The sequence below is a fragment of the Modestobacter sp. URMC 112 genome (genome assembly GCF_053502575.1).
The window spans coordinates 3,207,478-3,224,011 of sequence record NZ_CP199957.1 but is presented as its reverse complement, the minus strand read 5'-3'; the positions used below and the strand labels follow the sequence as shown (position 1 = coordinate 3,224,011).

The following is a 16,534-nucleotide window of genomic DNA, read 5'->3' as shown; positions in this document are numbered from 1 at the left end:
GGTGGCCGGCCCGCCGGTGACGTGGAAGCGGGCGGTCTTCGCGCTGTTCGCGGTCGCCGCGGGCACCAACGTCCCCACCCCGCTGCTGCTGGTGTACCAGGAGCGGCTGGACCTGTCGGCGGAGGTGCTGACCGCGCTGTTCGGCAGCTACGCCGCCGGGCTGGTGCCCGCGCTGTTCCTGGCCGGGCCGCTGTCGGACCGCCTCGGCCGCCGCCGGGTGGCCATCCCGGGCATCGTGCTGTCGGCCATCGCCTCGCTGGCCTTCGCCGCCGCCGGGGACTCGCTCACCCTGCTGTTCGCCGCCCGCTTCGCGCAGGGGGTGGTGAGCGGCATCGTCTTCAGCGTCGGCAGCGCCTGGGTCGGGGAGCTGTCGCTGGCGTCGGGGGAGGGGGCCGGCGGCCGGCGGGCCGCGTTCGCCATGACGGCCGGCTTCTCCCTCGGCCCGCTGGTGAGCGGGGTGCTCGGCCAGTACCTCCCGGCGCCCACGGTGCTGCCCTACCTCGTCCACACGGTGCTCGTGGCGGTCGGGCTGGCCCTGGCCCTGCGGCTGCCCGAGACCGTCGACCTCGTCGCCGGCAGCCGGCGCAGGGCCGGCGGGTCGCCGGCGGTGCCGCTGATCCGGCCCGGCGACGGTCTGCTGGTGGCCACCGTGCTGGCGCCGGTCGCGGTGTGCGTCTACGCGCTGCCCACGACGGTCGTCTCGGCGGTGCCGCTGCTCGTCGAGCTGCCGGCGGCGGGGGTCCTGGTCACCGGCGTGCTGGCCGGCGTCACCCTCGGGGCGAGCACGGTGGTCGCGGGGCTGCAGCGCCGGCTCGGCGCCTGGACCGCCGTCGTCGGCACCGCGCTGGGGATCGCCGGCTTCCTCACCGCGGCCGGTTACACCGCCACCGGTGCGTTGCCGTGGCTGGTGGCCGCCTCCCCGCTGCTGGGAGCCGGCGGCGGGCTGTGCCTGGCAGCCGCCCTCACGCTCACCGCCCGGTTGGCGGCACCCAGCCGCCGGGGGGCGCTGACGTCGCTGTGCCTGGCGTGTGCCTACGTCGGGTTCTCGGCGCCCTACCTGGTCGCCCTCGCCGCCGGGGCGACCTCGCCCACGGTGCCGCTGGTGGCCGCCGCCGGGATCACGGCCCTGCTGATGGTCCGGCTGCTGCCGGTCGCCCGCCGCGGACAGCTCTGACGGGGGAGCCCGCCCGACGCGACGGCGCCCCCTCCCGGAAGGGGAGGGGGGCGCCGCCACTACGGCCCCGCTGCAGGGTCCCGCCGGCAGCGTGCTGGCTGCGGGACCCGGCGAGGTGGCCCCCTCGCCGGGTCCCGCCGCGAGCTCGCGAGTGGCGGGGGGCGAGGGGGTCCTTCGTCAGCCGGCGATCGCCTCGGCGAACTCGCCCTGGAAGGCGTCCTCGAGGACGCTGGCGCCGCCCGGCACGTCGGCGGGCTGGAGGACGAAGCTCTCCAGGCTCGGCGACGAGCCCACCTCGAAGCCCCGGATCGGGACGACCAGACCGCCGGTGTCGACCTCCTCGAGGGAGTTGAAGGCGTCCAGGACACCCTGGCGGGTCAGGTCACCGTTCTCGCAGGCCGCGTCGAGCACCTGCTTCATCATCTCGCTCATGCCGAAGCCGACGACCACGCCGAGGCTGGGCACCGCGTCGGGGTAGGCGGCCTGGTACTGCTCGAGCAGCTCCGGGTGGGCGTCGAACGAGGACACCGGGGACGCCACGTACAGGTGGCTCTTCAGCCAGGCGGCCGCGGGACCCTGGAGCAGGCCCGGTGCGAAGACCGGGTTGCTGCCCAGGATCGGGACGTCCAGACCCTGCGCCTCGGCCACCGTGGCCACCGACGCGGTCTGACCCGGGGCGACGGTGAGGGCGATCAGGTCGACCCCGGCCGCCGCGAACTGGGTGATCTGGGCGCTCATGTCCTGGTCGGTCGGCTTGATCTGCGCCTCGATCACCTCGAGGCCGCGCTCGGCCGCCACGGCCTTGGTGCCCGCGAGCCCGTTGGCGCCGTACTCGCCCTCGAAGTAGATGTGGCCGACGGTGGCCCCGTCCTGGAGCAGGCCCTCGCGGAACAGGTAGTCGTAGCCGTTGGCGATCTCGACGTCGTACGTCGCGCCGACGACGCCGGTGCCGGGGATCTCGGTGAGCGTCTTGGACCAGGCGGACGGGAAGTTGACGATCTGGTCGGCCTCGTACTCCGGCGCCAGCGCCGTGTTGATCGGCGACCCGATGGTCTGCTGCATCGCGAGGATGCTGTCCTTCATGCCGCTGTAGAGCTGCACGCCCTGCTGGGGGACGTAGCCGGTGTCCTGGATGTTGAGCTCGACGTCGTAGGTGTCGCAGACCTGGTTGTCCTCCCAGAACAACTTGTTGGCGTTGGTGATGTCGTTGCCCAGTGCGGCGAACACGCCGGTCAGGTCGGTGAGGACACCGAGGTTGATGGTGGTGCCCTCGATGCCGACGTCGGTGGTGACCTCGCTCGCGGCCTCGCCCCCACCGCCGCCGCCGCCACCCGAGCTCTCCGGTGCCTTGGTGCTGCACCCGCTGGCGGCCACCGCGAGGGCAGCGGCCAGCATGGTGACACCGGTCGAACGCTTGCTCAGACTCACGTAGTGCTCCCTTGTGCTGGTTTCTCTGACGGGACAGTGGTGGTGGAACTGCTGGGGGGCCCGGAGCGGCTGTCGGGTGCGCGGCCACCGGCGCCGCGGCGCCCCCGGCCGGTGAGACGCCGGGCGATCCCGGCGAGACCGGCGGGCTCGAAGAGGATGACGAGGATGATCGCCAGGCCGAACAGGAAGCGTGCGGCCTCGCCGGCGGCCAGGCCGCCCTCGCCCTGCCCGCCCACGAACGGGATGACGTCGGCGTACCGCTGGAAGACCAGGGGCAGCGCGCTGACGAACATCGCGCCCAGCACCGCCCCGTTCACCGACCCCAGCCCGCCGAGCACGATCATGGCGAGGTAGAGGATCGACACCTCCAGGCCGAAGGACTCCGGCGCGATGCTGCCGATGGACAACGCGTACATCACCCCGGCGAGCCCGGCGTACATCGAGCTGACCAGGAAGACGCGGGCCTTGTAGCCCTGCACGTTGACGCCCATCACCGACGCGGCGACCTCGCTGTCCCGCAGGGTCTGCAGCGCGCGGCCGGGCCGGCTGCGCAGCAGGTTGCGGGCGAACAGGTAGGCGGCGACGGCCAGGACCAGCCCGAGGTACCACAGCCGCTCGGCCTCGCGGAACGGGACGCCGAGGACGTACAGCTCCGGGTTCCGGCTGCCGAAGGTGAACCCGAACAGCGAGAACTCCGGGGCCGCGCGACCGTTGAAGCCGCCGGTGACCGACGTCCAGGCGTTCAGCACGTGGACGCCGATGAAGACCAGGGCCAGCGAGGCGACACCCAGGTAGATGCCGCGCAGCCGCGCCGCCAGCGGACTGAAGAGCAGCCCGGCGAGCCCGGCGAGGAGGACGCCCACGATCATCCCGAGGACCGGGGGGAGCCCGAGGCCGGACAGCTGCGCGACGCCGATGCCCCCGGGCTCGCCGGACACGTAGACGTAGCTGACCGCGCCGACGGCGAGGAAGAAGGCATGGGCCAGGGACAGCTGGCCGGTGGTGCCGACCAGCAGGTTCAGGCCGATGGCCCCGACGACGGCGCCGAACACCGCGAAGCCGGTGCGCAGCCAGAACTCCTCGACGTAGATCGGGACCAGCAGCAGCACCACGACCAGGGCCACCAGCAGGGCGGTCCGCAGCAGCGAGCGGCGGGGCCCGGCGGCCGCCCGGCGCGAGGCCGCGCGGGTGGCGCCCCGAGCCGGGGACGCGGCGGTGGCGGTCGAGTCAGACACGGGTCAGCTCCTTGGTCCCGAACAGCCCCGACGGCCGGAAGAGCAGCACGGCGATCATCACGATGAAGGGGACGACGGCGCTGAACCCGCGGCCCAGGAACAGCAGCTGGTCCTGGTAGCCGGCCGCGAGTGCCTCGGCGATGCCGATCAGCAGCCCGCCGACCAGCGCGCCCCCCACGGAGTCCAGGCCGCCGAGGATGGCGGCCGGGAACGCGCGCAGGGCCACCGCGTACGCGGCGGGGGTCACCCCGGGGGTGGGGGAGCCGACGAGGAACAGCGCGGCGACGGCGGCCAGCACGCCGGCGACCACCCAGGCCAGCGCGGACACCTGGCCCTGCCGGATGCCCATCAACGCGGCCGTCTCGCCGTCCTCCGCCGAGGCGCGCATCGCGATGCCCCAGTTGGAGTACTTGAACGCGGCGAAGAACAGCGCGATGAGCAGCGCGGCCACGAAGATGGCGATGAGGCGGTTCTGGCTGATGCCCACGCCACCGAGACGGACGGACTCCCCGCCCCACGGGTGGGGGACGTTGAGGATGTCCGAGCCGATCCGCCGGATCAGCTCGGTGAGCAGGATGATGTCCACGCCGATGGTGACGATGGCCAGGCTGATCACCGGCGCGCCGCGCAGCCGGTTGATGATCAGCCGCTCGACGACGATGGCCACCAGCGCGGTGATCGCCATCCCGATCAGGATGGCCGGGAAGAACCCGAGCGGCCCGGACAGCCGCGCGATGGCGTAGGCGCCCAGCAGCAGCAGCGAGCCGTGCATGAAGCTCACGACCTCGCTGGCCTTGAAGATGATCACGAAGCCCATGGCGATGAGGGCGTACAGGACGCCCAGCGAGATGCCGTTGAGCAGCAACGACAGGAACTGTGTCACGAGCGGGCCCCTGGCGTGTCGGTGTCGCGGTCGGCGGAGGAGTGGTCGGCCGCGTGCGGGTCGGAGGGCCGTTCGGCGGTGTCGGAGGCGGCCGCCTCGTGTGCGGCGGCGGCCTCGGAGGGGTCGATCTCGTCGCCCGAGCCCAGGTAGGCCCGGATGACCTCGGGGTCGGCCTGCACCTCGGCCGGGGTGCCGTCGGCGATCCGGCGGCCGAAGTCGAGCACGGTGACCCGGTCGGCCAGCGACATGACCATGCCCATGTCGTGCTCGACCAGGATGATCGAGATGCCCAGCGCGGAGCGGATCTCCCGGATCGCCTCGGCCATCCGGGTGGTCTCCTCGGCGTTCATGCCGGCCACCGGCTCGTCGAGGAGGAGCAGCCGCGGCTCGGTGCACAGCGCCCGGGCCACCTCGACCCGCTTCTGGTCGCCGTAGGACAGCACGCCGACCGGGGTGTGCAGCTTGTCCCCGAGGTCGAGGAAGTCGGCGATCTCGGCGACCCGCTCGCCGTGCCGCTTGCCCTCCCGGGTGGCGCGCGGGAGCCGCAGGCCGGCGGCGATGAAGCCGGCCTTGGTCAGGTGGTGCCGGCCGAGCATGAGGTTCTCGGCCACCGACTGGGCCCCGGACAGGGCGATGTTCTGGAAGGCGCGGGCCACCCCGATGCCGGCGATCTGGTAGGGCCGCATCTTGTCCAGCCGGGCGTCGCCGAACCGGACCTCGCCCTCGGCTGCCTGGTAGACCCCGGACAGCACGTTGAACATCGTGGACTTGCCGGCGCCGTTGGGGCCGATGATCGCGTGGATGGCGCCGGGGACCACGGTGAAGGAGACGTCGGACAGCGCCTTGATGGCGCCGAACCGGACGCTGACGTGCTCGACCTCGACCGGCGGGACGTCGGACCGGGTCTGCGCCTCGACGGCGCCCGAGACGGTCACGCCGTCCACCGGGAGAGCGTGCGGCGGACGGTGGAGGTGCTGCGCTCCTGCGGCTGGTCGGCGTCGTGGCCGAGGTAGAGCCGCTGCACCTCGTCGGTCTGGGCCAGCTCGCGCGCGTTGCCCGACAGCGACACCTCGCCGACGTCGAGAACGTAGGCGAGGTCGGCCACCCCCAGCGCCATGGTGGCGTTCTGCTCGACCAGCAGCACCGAGGTGCCCTGCCGGTTGATCTCGGCGACGACCTCGCCGATCTGGCCGATGATCCGGGGCGCCAGGCCCAGGGAGGGCTCGTCGAGCAGCAGCAGCTTGGGGCTGGCCATCAGCGCCCGGCCGATGGCCAGCATCTGCTGCTCGCCGCCGGACAGCAGGCCCCCGCGCTGCGAGCTGCGCTCCTTGAGCACCGGGAACAGGTCGTAGACCCGCTGCTGGGCCGTGGCCTTGGCGGCCTTGTCCCGGTTGCCCATGCCGCCGGCGCGCAGGTTCTCCTCGACGGTGAGCCGGCCGAAGATGCGCCGGCCCTCCGGCACCTGCACCACGCCGAGCCGGACGATCTGCCCGGGGTCGCGGCCGACCATGTCCACGTCGCCGAGCCGGACCGAGCCGCTGTCGACCTTCCCCCGGTGCAGCTTCAGCGTCCCGGAGATGGTGCGCAACAGTGTGGTCTTGCCGGCCCCGTTGCTGCCCAGCACCGCGACCACCTTGCCGTCGGGGACCTCCATGGAGATCCCGCGCAGGGCCTGCACCGCCCCGCCGTAGGTCACGTGGAGCGCGTCGATGCTCAGCATGGGCGCCGCCTCTCTGTCGTCCGTAGGTCGCGGCAGCCGGACGACGGGGGACCCGGTCGCCGGCAGCCGCCGTGTGCCACGCACGTCCGGCCGGGCAGGGGTGAGCCACCCGGTCCACGGCGTGGAGCGTTGGGGCGGGACGCTACCAAGGAACGAGCGACCTGCATCACATCGTTGCCCTACTGCGACCTTGCGTGCGGAAAGTGGTCCCGGGCCACACGCGGGGCCGCCGGGGAGTGGGTCCGACCGCCATTGATCCCTGGACGTCGGGGTGGGCGGGGGCCGACCGGGTGGCGCGCGGTCGAGCCGGCCGAGGACGTCGTGGCCTCAGGCCGGCGGCCTCAGGCCAGCGCCTGCCGGCACACCGCCGTCAGCGCCGTCCCGTGCTGGTCCAGCCAGTGCAGCCGGCTGTCCTCGAGGGCGATCTTGGCGTGGTCGTTGGGCGACAGCCGTTCCCCGTCCCGGGCCCGGCCGCGGCGCCCGAGGGCCCGCTTGAGCCGTTTGGCCTCGAGCAGCAGGGGCAGCGCCTCGACCTCGGCCGGGGTGGGGGTCAGCTCCGCCCGGTAGGCGGCGAGCACCTCGGCCACCCGGTCGAGGTCGAGGGCGACCTTGTGGTCGTCCTCGCCCAGCCGGGTGTACACCTTGCCCACGTCGTGGACGGCGACGGCCAGGTCGAGCACGCGCACGTCGGCGTGCGCGCTGTCGAAGTCCAGGACGCCGACCACCTCGTCCCCGTCGAACACCAGGCTGCCGCGGCGGGCGCCCCCGTGCACCACCAGCCGGGGGAGGTCGGGGAGCAGGGCGGTCAGCCGGTCGACGACGCCGGCGGCCCGGGCCGCGAGCGCGGGGTCCGGGTCGGCCGCCGCCGTGCGGGCGCGCAGCTCGGCGAGCACCGGCGGCTCGCGGACGGCGGCGGGCAGGTCGACGACGACCCGGTGGTAGCGGGCGACCACCGAGCCCAGTGCCCGCAGGTGGGCGATCGAGCCGTCGTCGAAGGGGCTGCCGGCGACGCCGCGGGTGACGGTCCACAGCCTGCCGTGCACGACCTCGACGTCCGCCCCTGTTCCGGACCGGACCAGCTCCGGGGCCGGGAAGCCCCGGCTCCGCAGCAGCCGCATCAACCGCAGCTGCGCCGCCAGCTCCTCGGGCGGCTTGGACCGGTAGGAGCGCCGGAGGTAGTGGACGCCGTCCCCGGCGGTCAGCCGCAGGTGCTCGTTCTTGCCCCCCGTGACCGGGCTGACCGACCGCCAGCCGCCCAGCGGCCACAGCCGGGCGAGCTCCGGGAGGGGGAGGGGCTCGCCGACGCGGTCCAGCAGCGGCTCGGTCGTCGCCGTCACGCGCCGGCCCGCCCCTGCACGATGCGCTCGAACTCACCCCTGAAGAGCTCGAACTCCGCGTTGCCGCCGGCCTCGTCGGTGTAGGTGGACTCGTCGGTCTTGATCCGTCCGTTGAGACTGTGCAGGACGTACCGCGCCCAGTGGAACCGCAGGTTGACCAGGTGCTCGTCACCGCCGGCGGACTCCCGGTAGGCGGCGAGGAACGTGGCGCAGGCGGCGTCGGCCCGGCTCATGTCCCCGGTCGCGTTGTGCACGCCGAGCCGCAGCCGGTGCAGGAACTCGGCCACGTCGCGGGCCGGGTCGGCCGGCGCGCTGCGGTCCAGGTCGATGACCGTGACCACGTCGGGTGCCAGGAAGGTGTGGATGGGCCGGAACTGGCCGTGGCTCTGGGCCACCAGGCCGTCGACGGTGTCGTAGGTGAGCGCGTCCAGCTGAGTGAGCAGCGCGCGGGCCAGCCGGACGTAGCCGGGGTGGTCGGCGGCGACCTTCACCAGCCGCCGGGCGACGCTGGTCAGCTCCCCGGTCACCAGCAGGGACTGGGGTCGTCCGATGCGCACCGGCGACCCGTGCAGCCGGCCCAGCCAGTGCCCGGCCCGTCCGGTGGCGGCGGCGAGCACGTCGGGGTCCCCGCCGAGCAGCTCGGAGATCGGGGAGCCGGGTGCGCCTCGGCACAGCAGGACCTCCTCGGCGTCCACCCAGGCCAGGGGTTCCACCACCTGGTACGGCGAGCCCGCGCCGAGCCCGGACTCCCGCAGTGCCTGCAGCTTGGCGTGCACCGCCGGTCCGTCGGCGAACGCGAACAGCTTGGCGAACACCGGCCGGTCGCCGTCCAGCTCGGCCCGCACGGTCGCGGCGCCGGTGCCGTCGAGCTGGATGACCCGGGTCCTCCACTCGCCACCCGCCGACGGGTCGAGGTGCGGGCGGACGTGCCGGTCCAGGAACTCCGGCGAGCACACGCGCTGCGCCCGGGCGGTCTGCTCCTGCTTGACCTGGCGGGTCGGGTTGAGGGTGTCGGTGCCGGTCATGGGTCCTCCGTGGTCGTGGCGAGGTCATGGGGAAGCTCTCGGGGGAGGTCCTGCGTCAGGTGCTGCACGGGGTCCTGCTCCAGCCACTGCACGCGTACGCACTCAGCCTCGAGCATGCGCGCGAACCTGTCGACGTTCTTCGGTCGTCCGGGCGCGACCAGCTGCATCGTCAGCACGTTGTCGCACTTCTTCAGCACCTTCTCCAGCCGCTGGGCCCGGAGCAGGTGGGGGAGGAACCCGAGGTCGGCGTCCACGACGGGGGACCCGGCCCGGTAGTGGTGCAGGAACTCGCGGGTCAGCCGGAGGTCGAGGCCGACCCCGGCCCGCCGGACAGCACCGGGGCGGCAGAAGGCGTCGAGCGCGTAGGCCAGGTCGAGACCGAGCAGGTCGTACGCGGCCCGGTCGAAGTCCACCACCCCGGACAGCCGGTCCTCCACCAGCAGGAGCGCCGACGGCCCGTAGGAGCCGTGCCCGACGACCGTGGTCAGCCGGTCCTGCACCGCGCCGAGCTCCCGGTGCACCTGCTCCATGGCACCCGCCAGGGAGCGCGCCCGCTCCCGCATCGTCTCCCGGGTGTCCGTCCCCAGCTGCGGTGCGACCACGTCGACGGCGGCGGCGAGGCCCGCCTGTCCCGCCGGGCCGAGGCGGGCCACGAGGAAGGACGGGTCCGCGGACCCCGGCACGGTGAGCTCGGAGACGATCGCGTGGTACCGGGCGAGGCCGCGGGCCGCCGCGGCCAGGTGCCCGGGGGACGCGGGGTCGTAGCCGGTGCCGGGCAGCCGGCGCATCACCATGTGCAGCGCGCCGTCGAGCTCGACGGTGGTCCCTCCGTCGCGGGTGTGCAGGACCTCCGGTGCCGGGTAGCCGTGCCTGCGCAGGACGTCGAGCAGGGCGCACTCGAACCGGGCGCCGGCCACCGTCTTGAGCGGGTGCGAGCGGCGGAGCACCACGCTGCCGGCGTCGGTCTCGACGAACCAGCTCTCGTTCGACGAGCCCAGCTCGGTCGGCCGCCAGGACCGCCACCGGCCCAGCGGGTAGGCCGCTGCGAGCGCCTCGACCATCGCCGCCTCGTCGACGGCGGCACGGGGGCCGCGCCCGCCCTGCCGGTGCACGGACTCCGGGAACGGCTCGTCCGGGACCACCGGTGCGCCGGGCAGGCCACCGACCGCATCGGTGCCGGGCAGGGTCATGGGATGACGCTCCTCGGGTGGCGAGTGCGGTCGGCCACCGCCGCCGCCGCCGCCGCCTCCTCCTCCTCCTCGGGGAGGGCGGGGGCGGCGTGCCGGCCGACACCCGGCCGGCCGTGTCCGTTGACCGCGAACCGGTGGGTCACCAGGCCCTGGAGCCGGCACATCTCGGCGTACAGCCCGCCGGCAGCGGCCAGCTGCTGGTGGACGCCACGCTCCACCACCCGGCCCCCGTCCAGGACGACGATCTCGTCGGCGACCATGGCGGCCGCCATCCGGTGCGTGATGACCACCGTCGTGCGGCCGGCGCTGACCCGGCGCAGGGCGCGCAGCACCGCGTGCTCGGACCGCGCGTCCAGGCCGGTGGTCGGTTCGTCGAGCACGAGCACCGGGCAGTCGTGCAGCACGGCGCGGGCCAGGGCCAGCCGCTGCCGCTGCCCGCCGGACAACGTCGTCCCGCGCTCGGCCAGGACCGTGTCGTACCCCTGCGGCAGGGCGGTCACGAAGTCGTGGGCCTGGGCCAGGCGCGCGGCGTGCTCAATGTCGGCCATCGACGCGTCGGGCCGGGCGTAGGCGATGTTCTCCCGGACGGAGGCCCGGAAGAGCATGGCCTCCTGCAGGACCAGGCCGACCTGGGCGCGCAGGCTCTCGCTGGTCAGGTCGCGCAGGTCCACGTCGTCGAGCAGCACCCGGCCCTCCGTGGGGTCCTGCAGGCGGCACAGCAGCGCGGCGACGGTCGACTTGCCGGCACCGGTGGGGCCGACGACGGCCAGCGTCCGGCCCACCGGCACGGTGAGGTCCACCCCGCGCAGGACCGGCCGGTCCGGCGTGTAGCCGAAGGTGACCCCGTCCATCCGCAGCGCGCGGCGCGGCGGGCCGGCGACGGCCGCGCCGGGCCGGTCGACGACGGTCGGGACCACCGCGAGGGTGTCGGCGATCCGCGCCGCGCGGACCCCGGCCCGGGTCAGCTGCGCCGGCAGCTTCGACAGCGCCCGGGTCGGGGCGAAGAAGTCGCGCAGGTAGGACGTGAAGATGAGCAGGTCGCCGGGGGTGAGCGCGCCGGCGATCACCCGGCTCGCGCCGAGCCAGACCAGCCCGGCGACGGCGACGGCGACCACCACGTCGATCGCGGACACGAAGGCGGCCGTCGTCCGTGAGGAGCGCAGCACGGCCTCGACCGAGGCCTCGGACCGCCGGGCGAACCGCTGCGACTCGTGCGCCTCCCGGCCGAGGGACTTGATCAGCTTGACGGCGGTCAGCGACTCCTGGGCGACGGCCGCGAGGTCGCCCTCGATCTCGCGCGCGTCCTCCTCGACGGTGCGGATGCGGGCGCGGAAGCGGCTGACCGTCAGGAGCAGCGCCGGCAGCACCAGCAGCATGGCCACGCTGAGCTGCCAGTCCAGGCTGAGCAGGATCCCGGCCATGCCGATCAGCGTCAGCACGTTGGTGACCGCGTCGACCAGCGTGCCGGTGAGCAGCGCCCGCACCTTGTCCACGTCGCCGGTCAGCCGGGTGGTGAGCTCCCCGGTCGGCGTCCGGTCGTGGTAGTCCAGCGACAGCCGCTGCAGGTGGGTGTACAGCCTGGTCCGGATGGCGCCGGCGACCCGCTCGCCGACGACGGTGAGCGTGTAGCTGCGGGCCGCACCCACCAGCGAGTCCAGGACGGTGATGCCGGCGAGCGCCAGCACGATCAGGACCAGCACGCCCTGCACGTCCTGCCGCCCCGGTTCGCCGGCCGGCAGCAGCACCTCGTCGAAGAGGTACTTCAGCGGCCAGGGCTTGAGCAGGCCGACGGCGGTCCCGGCGACGGCCAGCACGGCGGCCAGCACCCAGCCGGGCCACTGCGGTCGCAGGTAGGGCGCGAAGGTCCGCAGCACCTCCCCGGCGCCCATGACCCGCGGCCGCGCGGCGGTGGACCCGGTCCTCCGCCCGGGGCGGGCCCTCATGGGCCGACGCCCGGGAGCCGGGAGTCCAGGCAGCGCGCCCACGCCTCGAGCCAGGCGGGCACGAACGACTGGTCCCGGACCGGCCGGACGACGAGCCGGTAGAAGAGCACCTCGGCGAAGGTGCGGGCCACGTACGCCGGCGCCGCCGCGACGGCCGTCGCGCTGCCGCCGGCGGCGGTGTAGCCGCCCAGGAACGCGTCGACCCACCCGGCGGCCGCCCCGAGGTCGCCGTGCCACGAGGCGCCCATCGTCAGGGTCTGGCCGATGAAGTGGCCCAGGTCGCGGGCCGGCGGTGCGTACGCGGCGCGGTCGAAGTCGATCACCACCACGCGCTCCGCGTCGAGGTGGATGTTGCCCGGCTGGAAGTCGCCGTGGGTCACCACCCGGGCGGAGGTGTCCCGGCCGAGGCCGGCCAGGGTCTCCTCGGTCAGCGCGGCCAGCCGGTCCGCCGCCGCCGGCAGCAGCGCGGCGAGGGCAGCGGTGTACTCGGTCAGCTTCCGCCGCTCGAAGTCCCCGGCCAGCGCGGGCACCTCGACGCCGTCCACGGCGTGCAGCCGGGCGAGCCAGGCGCCCACCCGCTCGACGGTCGGCCGGTCCGGCGCCGGATCCGCCTCGAGCAGGGCCCGCAGGGTCAGCGGCGGTGCCTCCTCCTGGGCCAGCAGCGCGCGGGCCGGGTCGTAGCCGAAGGGCCGGGGGACCTGGAGCCGGGGGTGGTCCAGCCCGGCCCGGCGCAGCCGGTCGAGCAGCCGTGCGGCGTCCTCGCCGCCCCCCTTGCGGTAGGCCTTGCCGATCACCGTCAGGGACACCGGCCCGGCCGCGGACTCGGCGGTCACGACCCACCGGACGACCGGCCGGCTGCGGGAGGCGTGCACGACCGAGCCGTCGAGGACCGCGACCCGGTCCAGGCCCAGCGCCTGCAGGGGTGGCGGCGAGCCGAGCACCGCCTGCGCGGCCGCCAGCCGTTCGGCCCGCCGGGCGTCCCGGTCCAGGCCCGGCGCGGCGCCGGTGTCGGTGGTCACCGGCCGGCCCCCGCCCCGGTCGGCGCGGTCAGCCCGGCCAGCTGCGCCCGCCCCGCGCGGAGCGCCCGGCCAGCCGTGTCGTCGTCCACCGGTCCGACCCCGATGAGCAGGTGGAACGTCCGGGCGTCGGCGCGCACCCGGACCAGCACGCCGTGGCCCGGCCCGGGCCCGGCCGGTGCGCACCACGTCGTGTCCTCGTCGTCGGCCAGCGCCACCCACCCGCGGACCTCACCGGTGCGCGCGCCGCACCAGGTCCGTCCCTGCTCACGGCGGAGCGCGCCGGCCCCCTCACGGAGCAGCCGGTGGTAGTCGGGCGACAGGCACGTCTCGACGGTCAGACCGGGCGCGTCCAGCGGCAGGTCGTAGCCGATCAGCAACGTCGACGCACCGGCGTCCAGCGCGATCCGCTTGCGCAGCCCGCACAGCGGGCTGTCCTCCTGCACGTCCTCCAGCTCGGCGACGACGGTGCCGTCCGCGACGTGCAGCGTCACCTCGTGACGGTCGTGGACGGCGCCGAGGTCGGCGAGCGCCCCGGGGTGGTTGGCCGGGACGTCCATGTACCGGTTCATCGCCTCCTGGCGGTTCCAGTCGTCGGTCGGGTTGCCCACCACCAGCGTCCCGCCGACCCCCTCGTCGATGGTGGCGAGGTACACCAGCCGGCCGCCGAAGGCCGGGGCGAACACCGCGAACAGCCGCTCGTTGCGCAGGACCAGCTCGGGCACGCCGTCGTCGTCGAGGTCGACCAGCTCCGCGCCGAGGGGGCGCTCCGGCTGTCCGCACCAGCGGGCGGCGGCCATCAGCACGGTGGACGCGCGGGCGTGGCTGGCCACCGCCTTGGCCCACGCGGCGGGAGGGCGCTCCGGACGGTCGGTGTCGTGCCAGGCGGTCTCGTAGGCCGAGGCCAGCAGGTGCTTCCAGGCCAGCGCGGCCAACCGGGGCTCGGCGTCGGCGTCGTCCACGGCGGCCCGGGCGCGGGCCAAGTGCGCCTGGTAGGGCAGCCACGCCTGGTCCTGGTGCCAGCCCCGGTAGTCCTCCCCGGCGTGCCAGTCCTGCGCAAGCTCCACGAACGTCCCCGGCTCGACCGACCGGACGGCGGGCGCCCGCCGGCGCTGCCGCAGCCACGCCGGCAGGGACACCGGCGCCAGGGTGGGCTGGGCGGCGAGCCAGCGCAGGAACGTCTCGTACCGGTCCAGGGCGCTGGGGTGCCACGGCCCCACACCGGCGCTCTTCTCCATGTCGTCGGCGTAGACCAGCACGGTGTCGTCGCCGGGCGCGGTGGTCAGCTCGGCGACCCGGGACAGGCTGCGCCAGTGGCTGCGGTCCTCCGGGGGGATCCAGTAGCGCAGCCGGGTGGACATCGGCACCACCTGGAGCCCATCGCCGCCGGCGATCGCGTAGGGGCGCAGCGCGTCGGCCGGTGGCGGGCTGGCCGGGTCCCCGCCGTCGAAGTCGGCCCGGTCGCTGCCCCCGTAGACACCGTCGGTGGGGTAGAGCAGGCGGTCGTCGAGCAGCACGTACCGGTAGCCGCCGTTCGGCAGCGTCGGGTCGGTGAGCACCCCGGCGAGCCGGTCGGTGTCCCAGACCCGCTCGGGCACCCAGCAGATGTCCAGGTCCGCCGGCCGGCAGCCCAGGTGCCGCCGGTAGAGCCAGAAGAGCTCCTGCAGCTGCCGGCGGTTGAACTCTGGGTCGAACGCGGTGAGCACGTTCTCCGCGTACGTGCCGCCGACCAGCGACAGCAGGCCGCTGTCCCGCAGCCGCCGGACCTGGTCCAGGAACCCGGGGTGGTACCAGGCGGCCGCCTCCACCAGCGTCCCGGACAGGTGCAGGTTGACCGGGATGCGGTAGCGCTCGTGCGCCTGCAGCAGGGCGGAGTAGCCGGTCACCAGCGAGCCGAGGCCCTCCCGGTCGGGATAGCCGTCGGTGACCACGTACTGGTTGGCGTGGTGCACCAGGGCCAGGGGCAGCGGTGCCGGCCGGGTCCGGGGCCGGGCCCGGCGGACCCCGGGGGTCCCGACCGGCCGGGACGGCGCCGGGTGGGAGCGCAGCCGCAGGGCCGCCTCGTACAGCCGCACGTACTCGGCGGCCGGCGCGCGCCAGGAGAAGTCCGCCGCCATCGCCCGCTGCTGCAGGCGCTGCCACTCGGGCGTACGCCGGTACACCGCCAGCGCGGTGTCCACCGCCGACAGCAGGGAGGCGACCCGGCGGTGGGCGAAGACGAAGCCCAGCCCGGTCGCCGGGTCCTCGGCGTAGTCGGTCACCGTGTCGGCCAGGCCCCCGGTCCGGCGGACGACCGGGATGGTGCCGTAGCGCAGGGCGATCAGCGGGGTCAGGCCGCACGGCTCGAACACCGACGGGGCGAGGAAGAGGTCGGCACCGGCGTACACCCGGCGGGCCAGGCCCTCCTGGGCGGTGGGGTGGTACGCCACGCTGCCGGGGAACCGGCGGACCGCGGCCAGGAGCTCCCGCCGGTAGCGGGCCTCGCCCTCGCCCATGACCAGGACCTGGGCGCCGCGGGCGACGAGGCCGTCCAGCGCCGAGCACAGCAGGCCGACCCCCTTCTGCGGCACCAGCCGGGCGACCATGCCGAGCAGCGGCCGGTCCGGCGCCACGTCGAGGCCGCTGGACCGCTGGAGGGCGAGCTTGTTGGCCCGCTTGCCCATCACGTACGAGCCGTCGTAGCGCGGGTCGATCCAGGGGTCCCGCTCGGGGGAGAACTCCTCGTAGTCGACGCCGTTGAGGATGCCCCGCACCGCCCCGCCCCGGGCCCGCAGCAGGTCCTCCATCCCGCCGCCCTGCGCCGGGGTGAGGATCTCCTGCATGTACCGGGGGCTGACCGTGTTCACCTGGTCGGCGAAGGCGATGCCCCGCTCCAGCAGGCTGCCGGCGGGTGGCAGCCCGATGAGCTCGTCGGTGGCCACGCCGACCGGTCCGCGGTAGGCGATGTTGTGGATGGTGAGGACGACGCCGGTGCGCGCCAGCACGTCGGCGTGCGGCCCCTGCCGGGCCTCCTGGGCCACCAGGGCGGTGTGCCAGTCGTTGCAGTGGACGACGTCGGGACGCCAGCCGTCCTGGGCGGCCAGCGCGGTGACCGCCTTGGAGAAGAGCACGAAGGGCAGGACGTCGTCGTCGGAGTAGCCGTACGGGACGTCCCGGTCGAACCAGCCCTCGACCCGGAGGGCGAGCACGTCGACCCCGTCCCGTCGCGCCACCCGGTGGACCACCACCCGTTCGGTGAACGGACCCAGCGGGACGTCGAGGGTCCCCACCGGGATCCCGTCCAGGGCGCGGTAGCCCGGGAGCACGAGGCGGACGTCCATGCCCGACCGGGCCAGCACCTTGGGCAGCGCGCCGCTGACGTCGGCCAGCCCGCCGGCCTTCACGAACGGATAGGCCTCGGCGCTGGCGAACAGCACGCGCCTCGGTCGGAGCGGAGTCGGGTCGTCCACCGCTGGCCACCTTCGGTCAGGTGTGCAGGTGCGTCTCGGGAGCGCGTCGAACTCGGCGCTCGACACGTCGAGCGCCGACGGAGGTCGGGTCGGGGCGCCGCCGGGTCAGCGGGGCGCGGTGCTCCGCGGGCGGG

At 74.7% G+C, this 16,534-nt stretch carries 12 protein-coding genes; 1 reads left to right on the top strand and 11 read right to left on the bottom strand.

Going from position 1 to position 16,534, the window contains the following annotated elements:
* Position 1 precedes the first annotated feature (1 nt).
* Positions 2-1,174, top strand: a complete 1,173-nt coding sequence (locus tag ACWIX6_RS15130; protein ID WP_448613260.1) for an MFS transporter — start codon at positions 2-4, stop codon at positions 1,172-1,174.
* Positions 1,175-1,351: 177 nt separating this feature from the next.
* On the opposite strand, the gene ACWIX6_RS15125 is transcribed toward ACWIX6_RS15130, so the two are convergent.
* From ACWIX6_RS15125 to ACWIX6_RS15075, 11 genes are all read right to left on the bottom strand, one after another.
* Positions 1,352-2,602, bottom strand: coding sequence for an ABC transporter substrate-binding protein (locus ACWIX6_RS15125; RefSeq protein ID WP_448613259.1), 1,251 nt, complete (start codon positions 2,600-2,602; stop codon positions 1,352-1,354).
* A complete protein-coding gene (locus tag ACWIX6_RS15120) occupies positions 2,599-3,837 on the bottom strand; it encodes a branched-chain amino acid ABC transporter permease (RefSeq protein ID WP_448613258.1) in 1,239 nt (412 codons plus the stop codon). Before ACWIX6_RS15120 ends, ACWIX6_RS15125 begins: the two co-directional genes overlap by 4 nt.
* Positions 3,830-4,720 carry a branched-chain amino acid ABC transporter permease gene (locus ACWIX6_RS15115; RefSeq protein WP_448613257.1) on the bottom strand — a complete coding sequence of 297 codons (891 nt, stop codon included), beginning with the start codon at positions 4,718-4,720 and terminating at the stop codon, positions 3,830-3,832. Before ACWIX6_RS15115 ends, ACWIX6_RS15120 begins: the two co-directional genes overlap by 8 nt.
* Positions 4,717-5,664: an ABC transporter ATP-binding protein gene (locus tag ACWIX6_RS15110; protein ID WP_448613256.1), complete on the bottom strand. Its 948-nt coding sequence runs from the start codon at positions 5,662-5,664 to the stop codon at positions 4,717-4,719. Before ACWIX6_RS15110 ends, ACWIX6_RS15115 begins: the two co-directional genes overlap by 4 nt.
* Positions 5,652-6,440, bottom strand: a complete 789-nt coding sequence (locus ACWIX6_RS15105; RefSeq protein WP_448613255.1) for an ABC transporter ATP-binding protein — start codon at positions 6,438-6,440, stop codon at positions 5,652-5,654. The genes ACWIX6_RS15110 and ACWIX6_RS15105 overlap by 13 nt, the downstream gene beginning before the upstream one ends.
* A 341-nt stretch (positions 6,441-6,781) precedes the next feature.
* A complete protein-coding gene (locus ACWIX6_RS15100; protein ID WP_448613254.1) occupies positions 6,782-7,777 on the bottom strand; it encodes a phosphotransferase enzyme family protein in 996 nt (331 codons plus the stop codon).
* Complete coding sequence (locus ACWIX6_RS15095; protein WP_448613253.1) at positions 7,774-8,802, bottom strand: phosphotransferase; 1,029 nt, start codon at positions 8,800-8,802, stop codon at positions 7,774-7,776. The genes ACWIX6_RS15100 and ACWIX6_RS15095 overlap by 4 nt, the downstream gene beginning before the upstream one ends.
* A complete protein-coding gene (locus ACWIX6_RS15090; protein WP_448613252.1) occupies positions 8,799-9,992 on the bottom strand; it encodes a phosphotransferase in 1,194 nt (397 codons plus the stop codon). Before ACWIX6_RS15090 ends, ACWIX6_RS15095 begins: the two co-directional genes overlap by 4 nt.
* Positions 9,989-11,935, bottom strand: a complete 1,947-nt coding sequence (locus ACWIX6_RS15085) for an ABC transporter ATP-binding protein (protein ID WP_448613251.1) — start codon at positions 11,933-11,935, stop codon at positions 9,989-9,991. The genes ACWIX6_RS15090 and ACWIX6_RS15085 overlap by 4 nt, the downstream gene beginning before the upstream one ends.
* Positions 11,932-12,954 (bottom strand): phosphotransferase, encoded by a 1,023-nt coding sequence (locus tag ACWIX6_RS15080; RefSeq protein WP_448613250.1) that lies wholly within the window; start codon positions 12,952-12,954, stop codon positions 11,932-11,934. Before ACWIX6_RS15080 ends, ACWIX6_RS15085 begins: the two co-directional genes overlap by 4 nt.
* A complete protein-coding gene (locus tag ACWIX6_RS15075) occupies positions 12,951-16,400 on the bottom strand; it encodes a glycogen/starch synthase (protein ID WP_448613249.1) in 3,450 nt (1,149 codons plus the stop codon). Before ACWIX6_RS15075 ends, ACWIX6_RS15080 begins: the two co-directional genes overlap by 4 nt.
* Between the last annotated feature and the right edge of the window lie 134 nt (positions 16,401-16,534).

Coding starts and splice junctions, on each gene's coding strand:
- ACWIX6_RS15105 (WP_448613255.1), bottom strand. CDS start 6,440: ATGCTGAGCATCGACGCGCTCCACGTGACCTACGGCGGGGCGGTGCAG.
- ACWIX6_RS15095 (WP_448613253.1), bottom strand. CDS start 8,802: ATGACCGGCACCGACACCCTCAACCCGACCCGCCAGGTCAAGCAGGAG.
- ACWIX6_RS15090 (WP_448613252.1), bottom strand. CDS start 9,992: ATGACCCTGCCCGGCACCGATGCGGTCGGTGGCCTGCCCGGCGCACCG.
- ACWIX6_RS15085 (WP_448613251.1), bottom strand. CDS start 11,935: ATGAGGGCCCGCCCCGGGCGGAGGACCGGGTCCACCGCCGCGCGGCCG.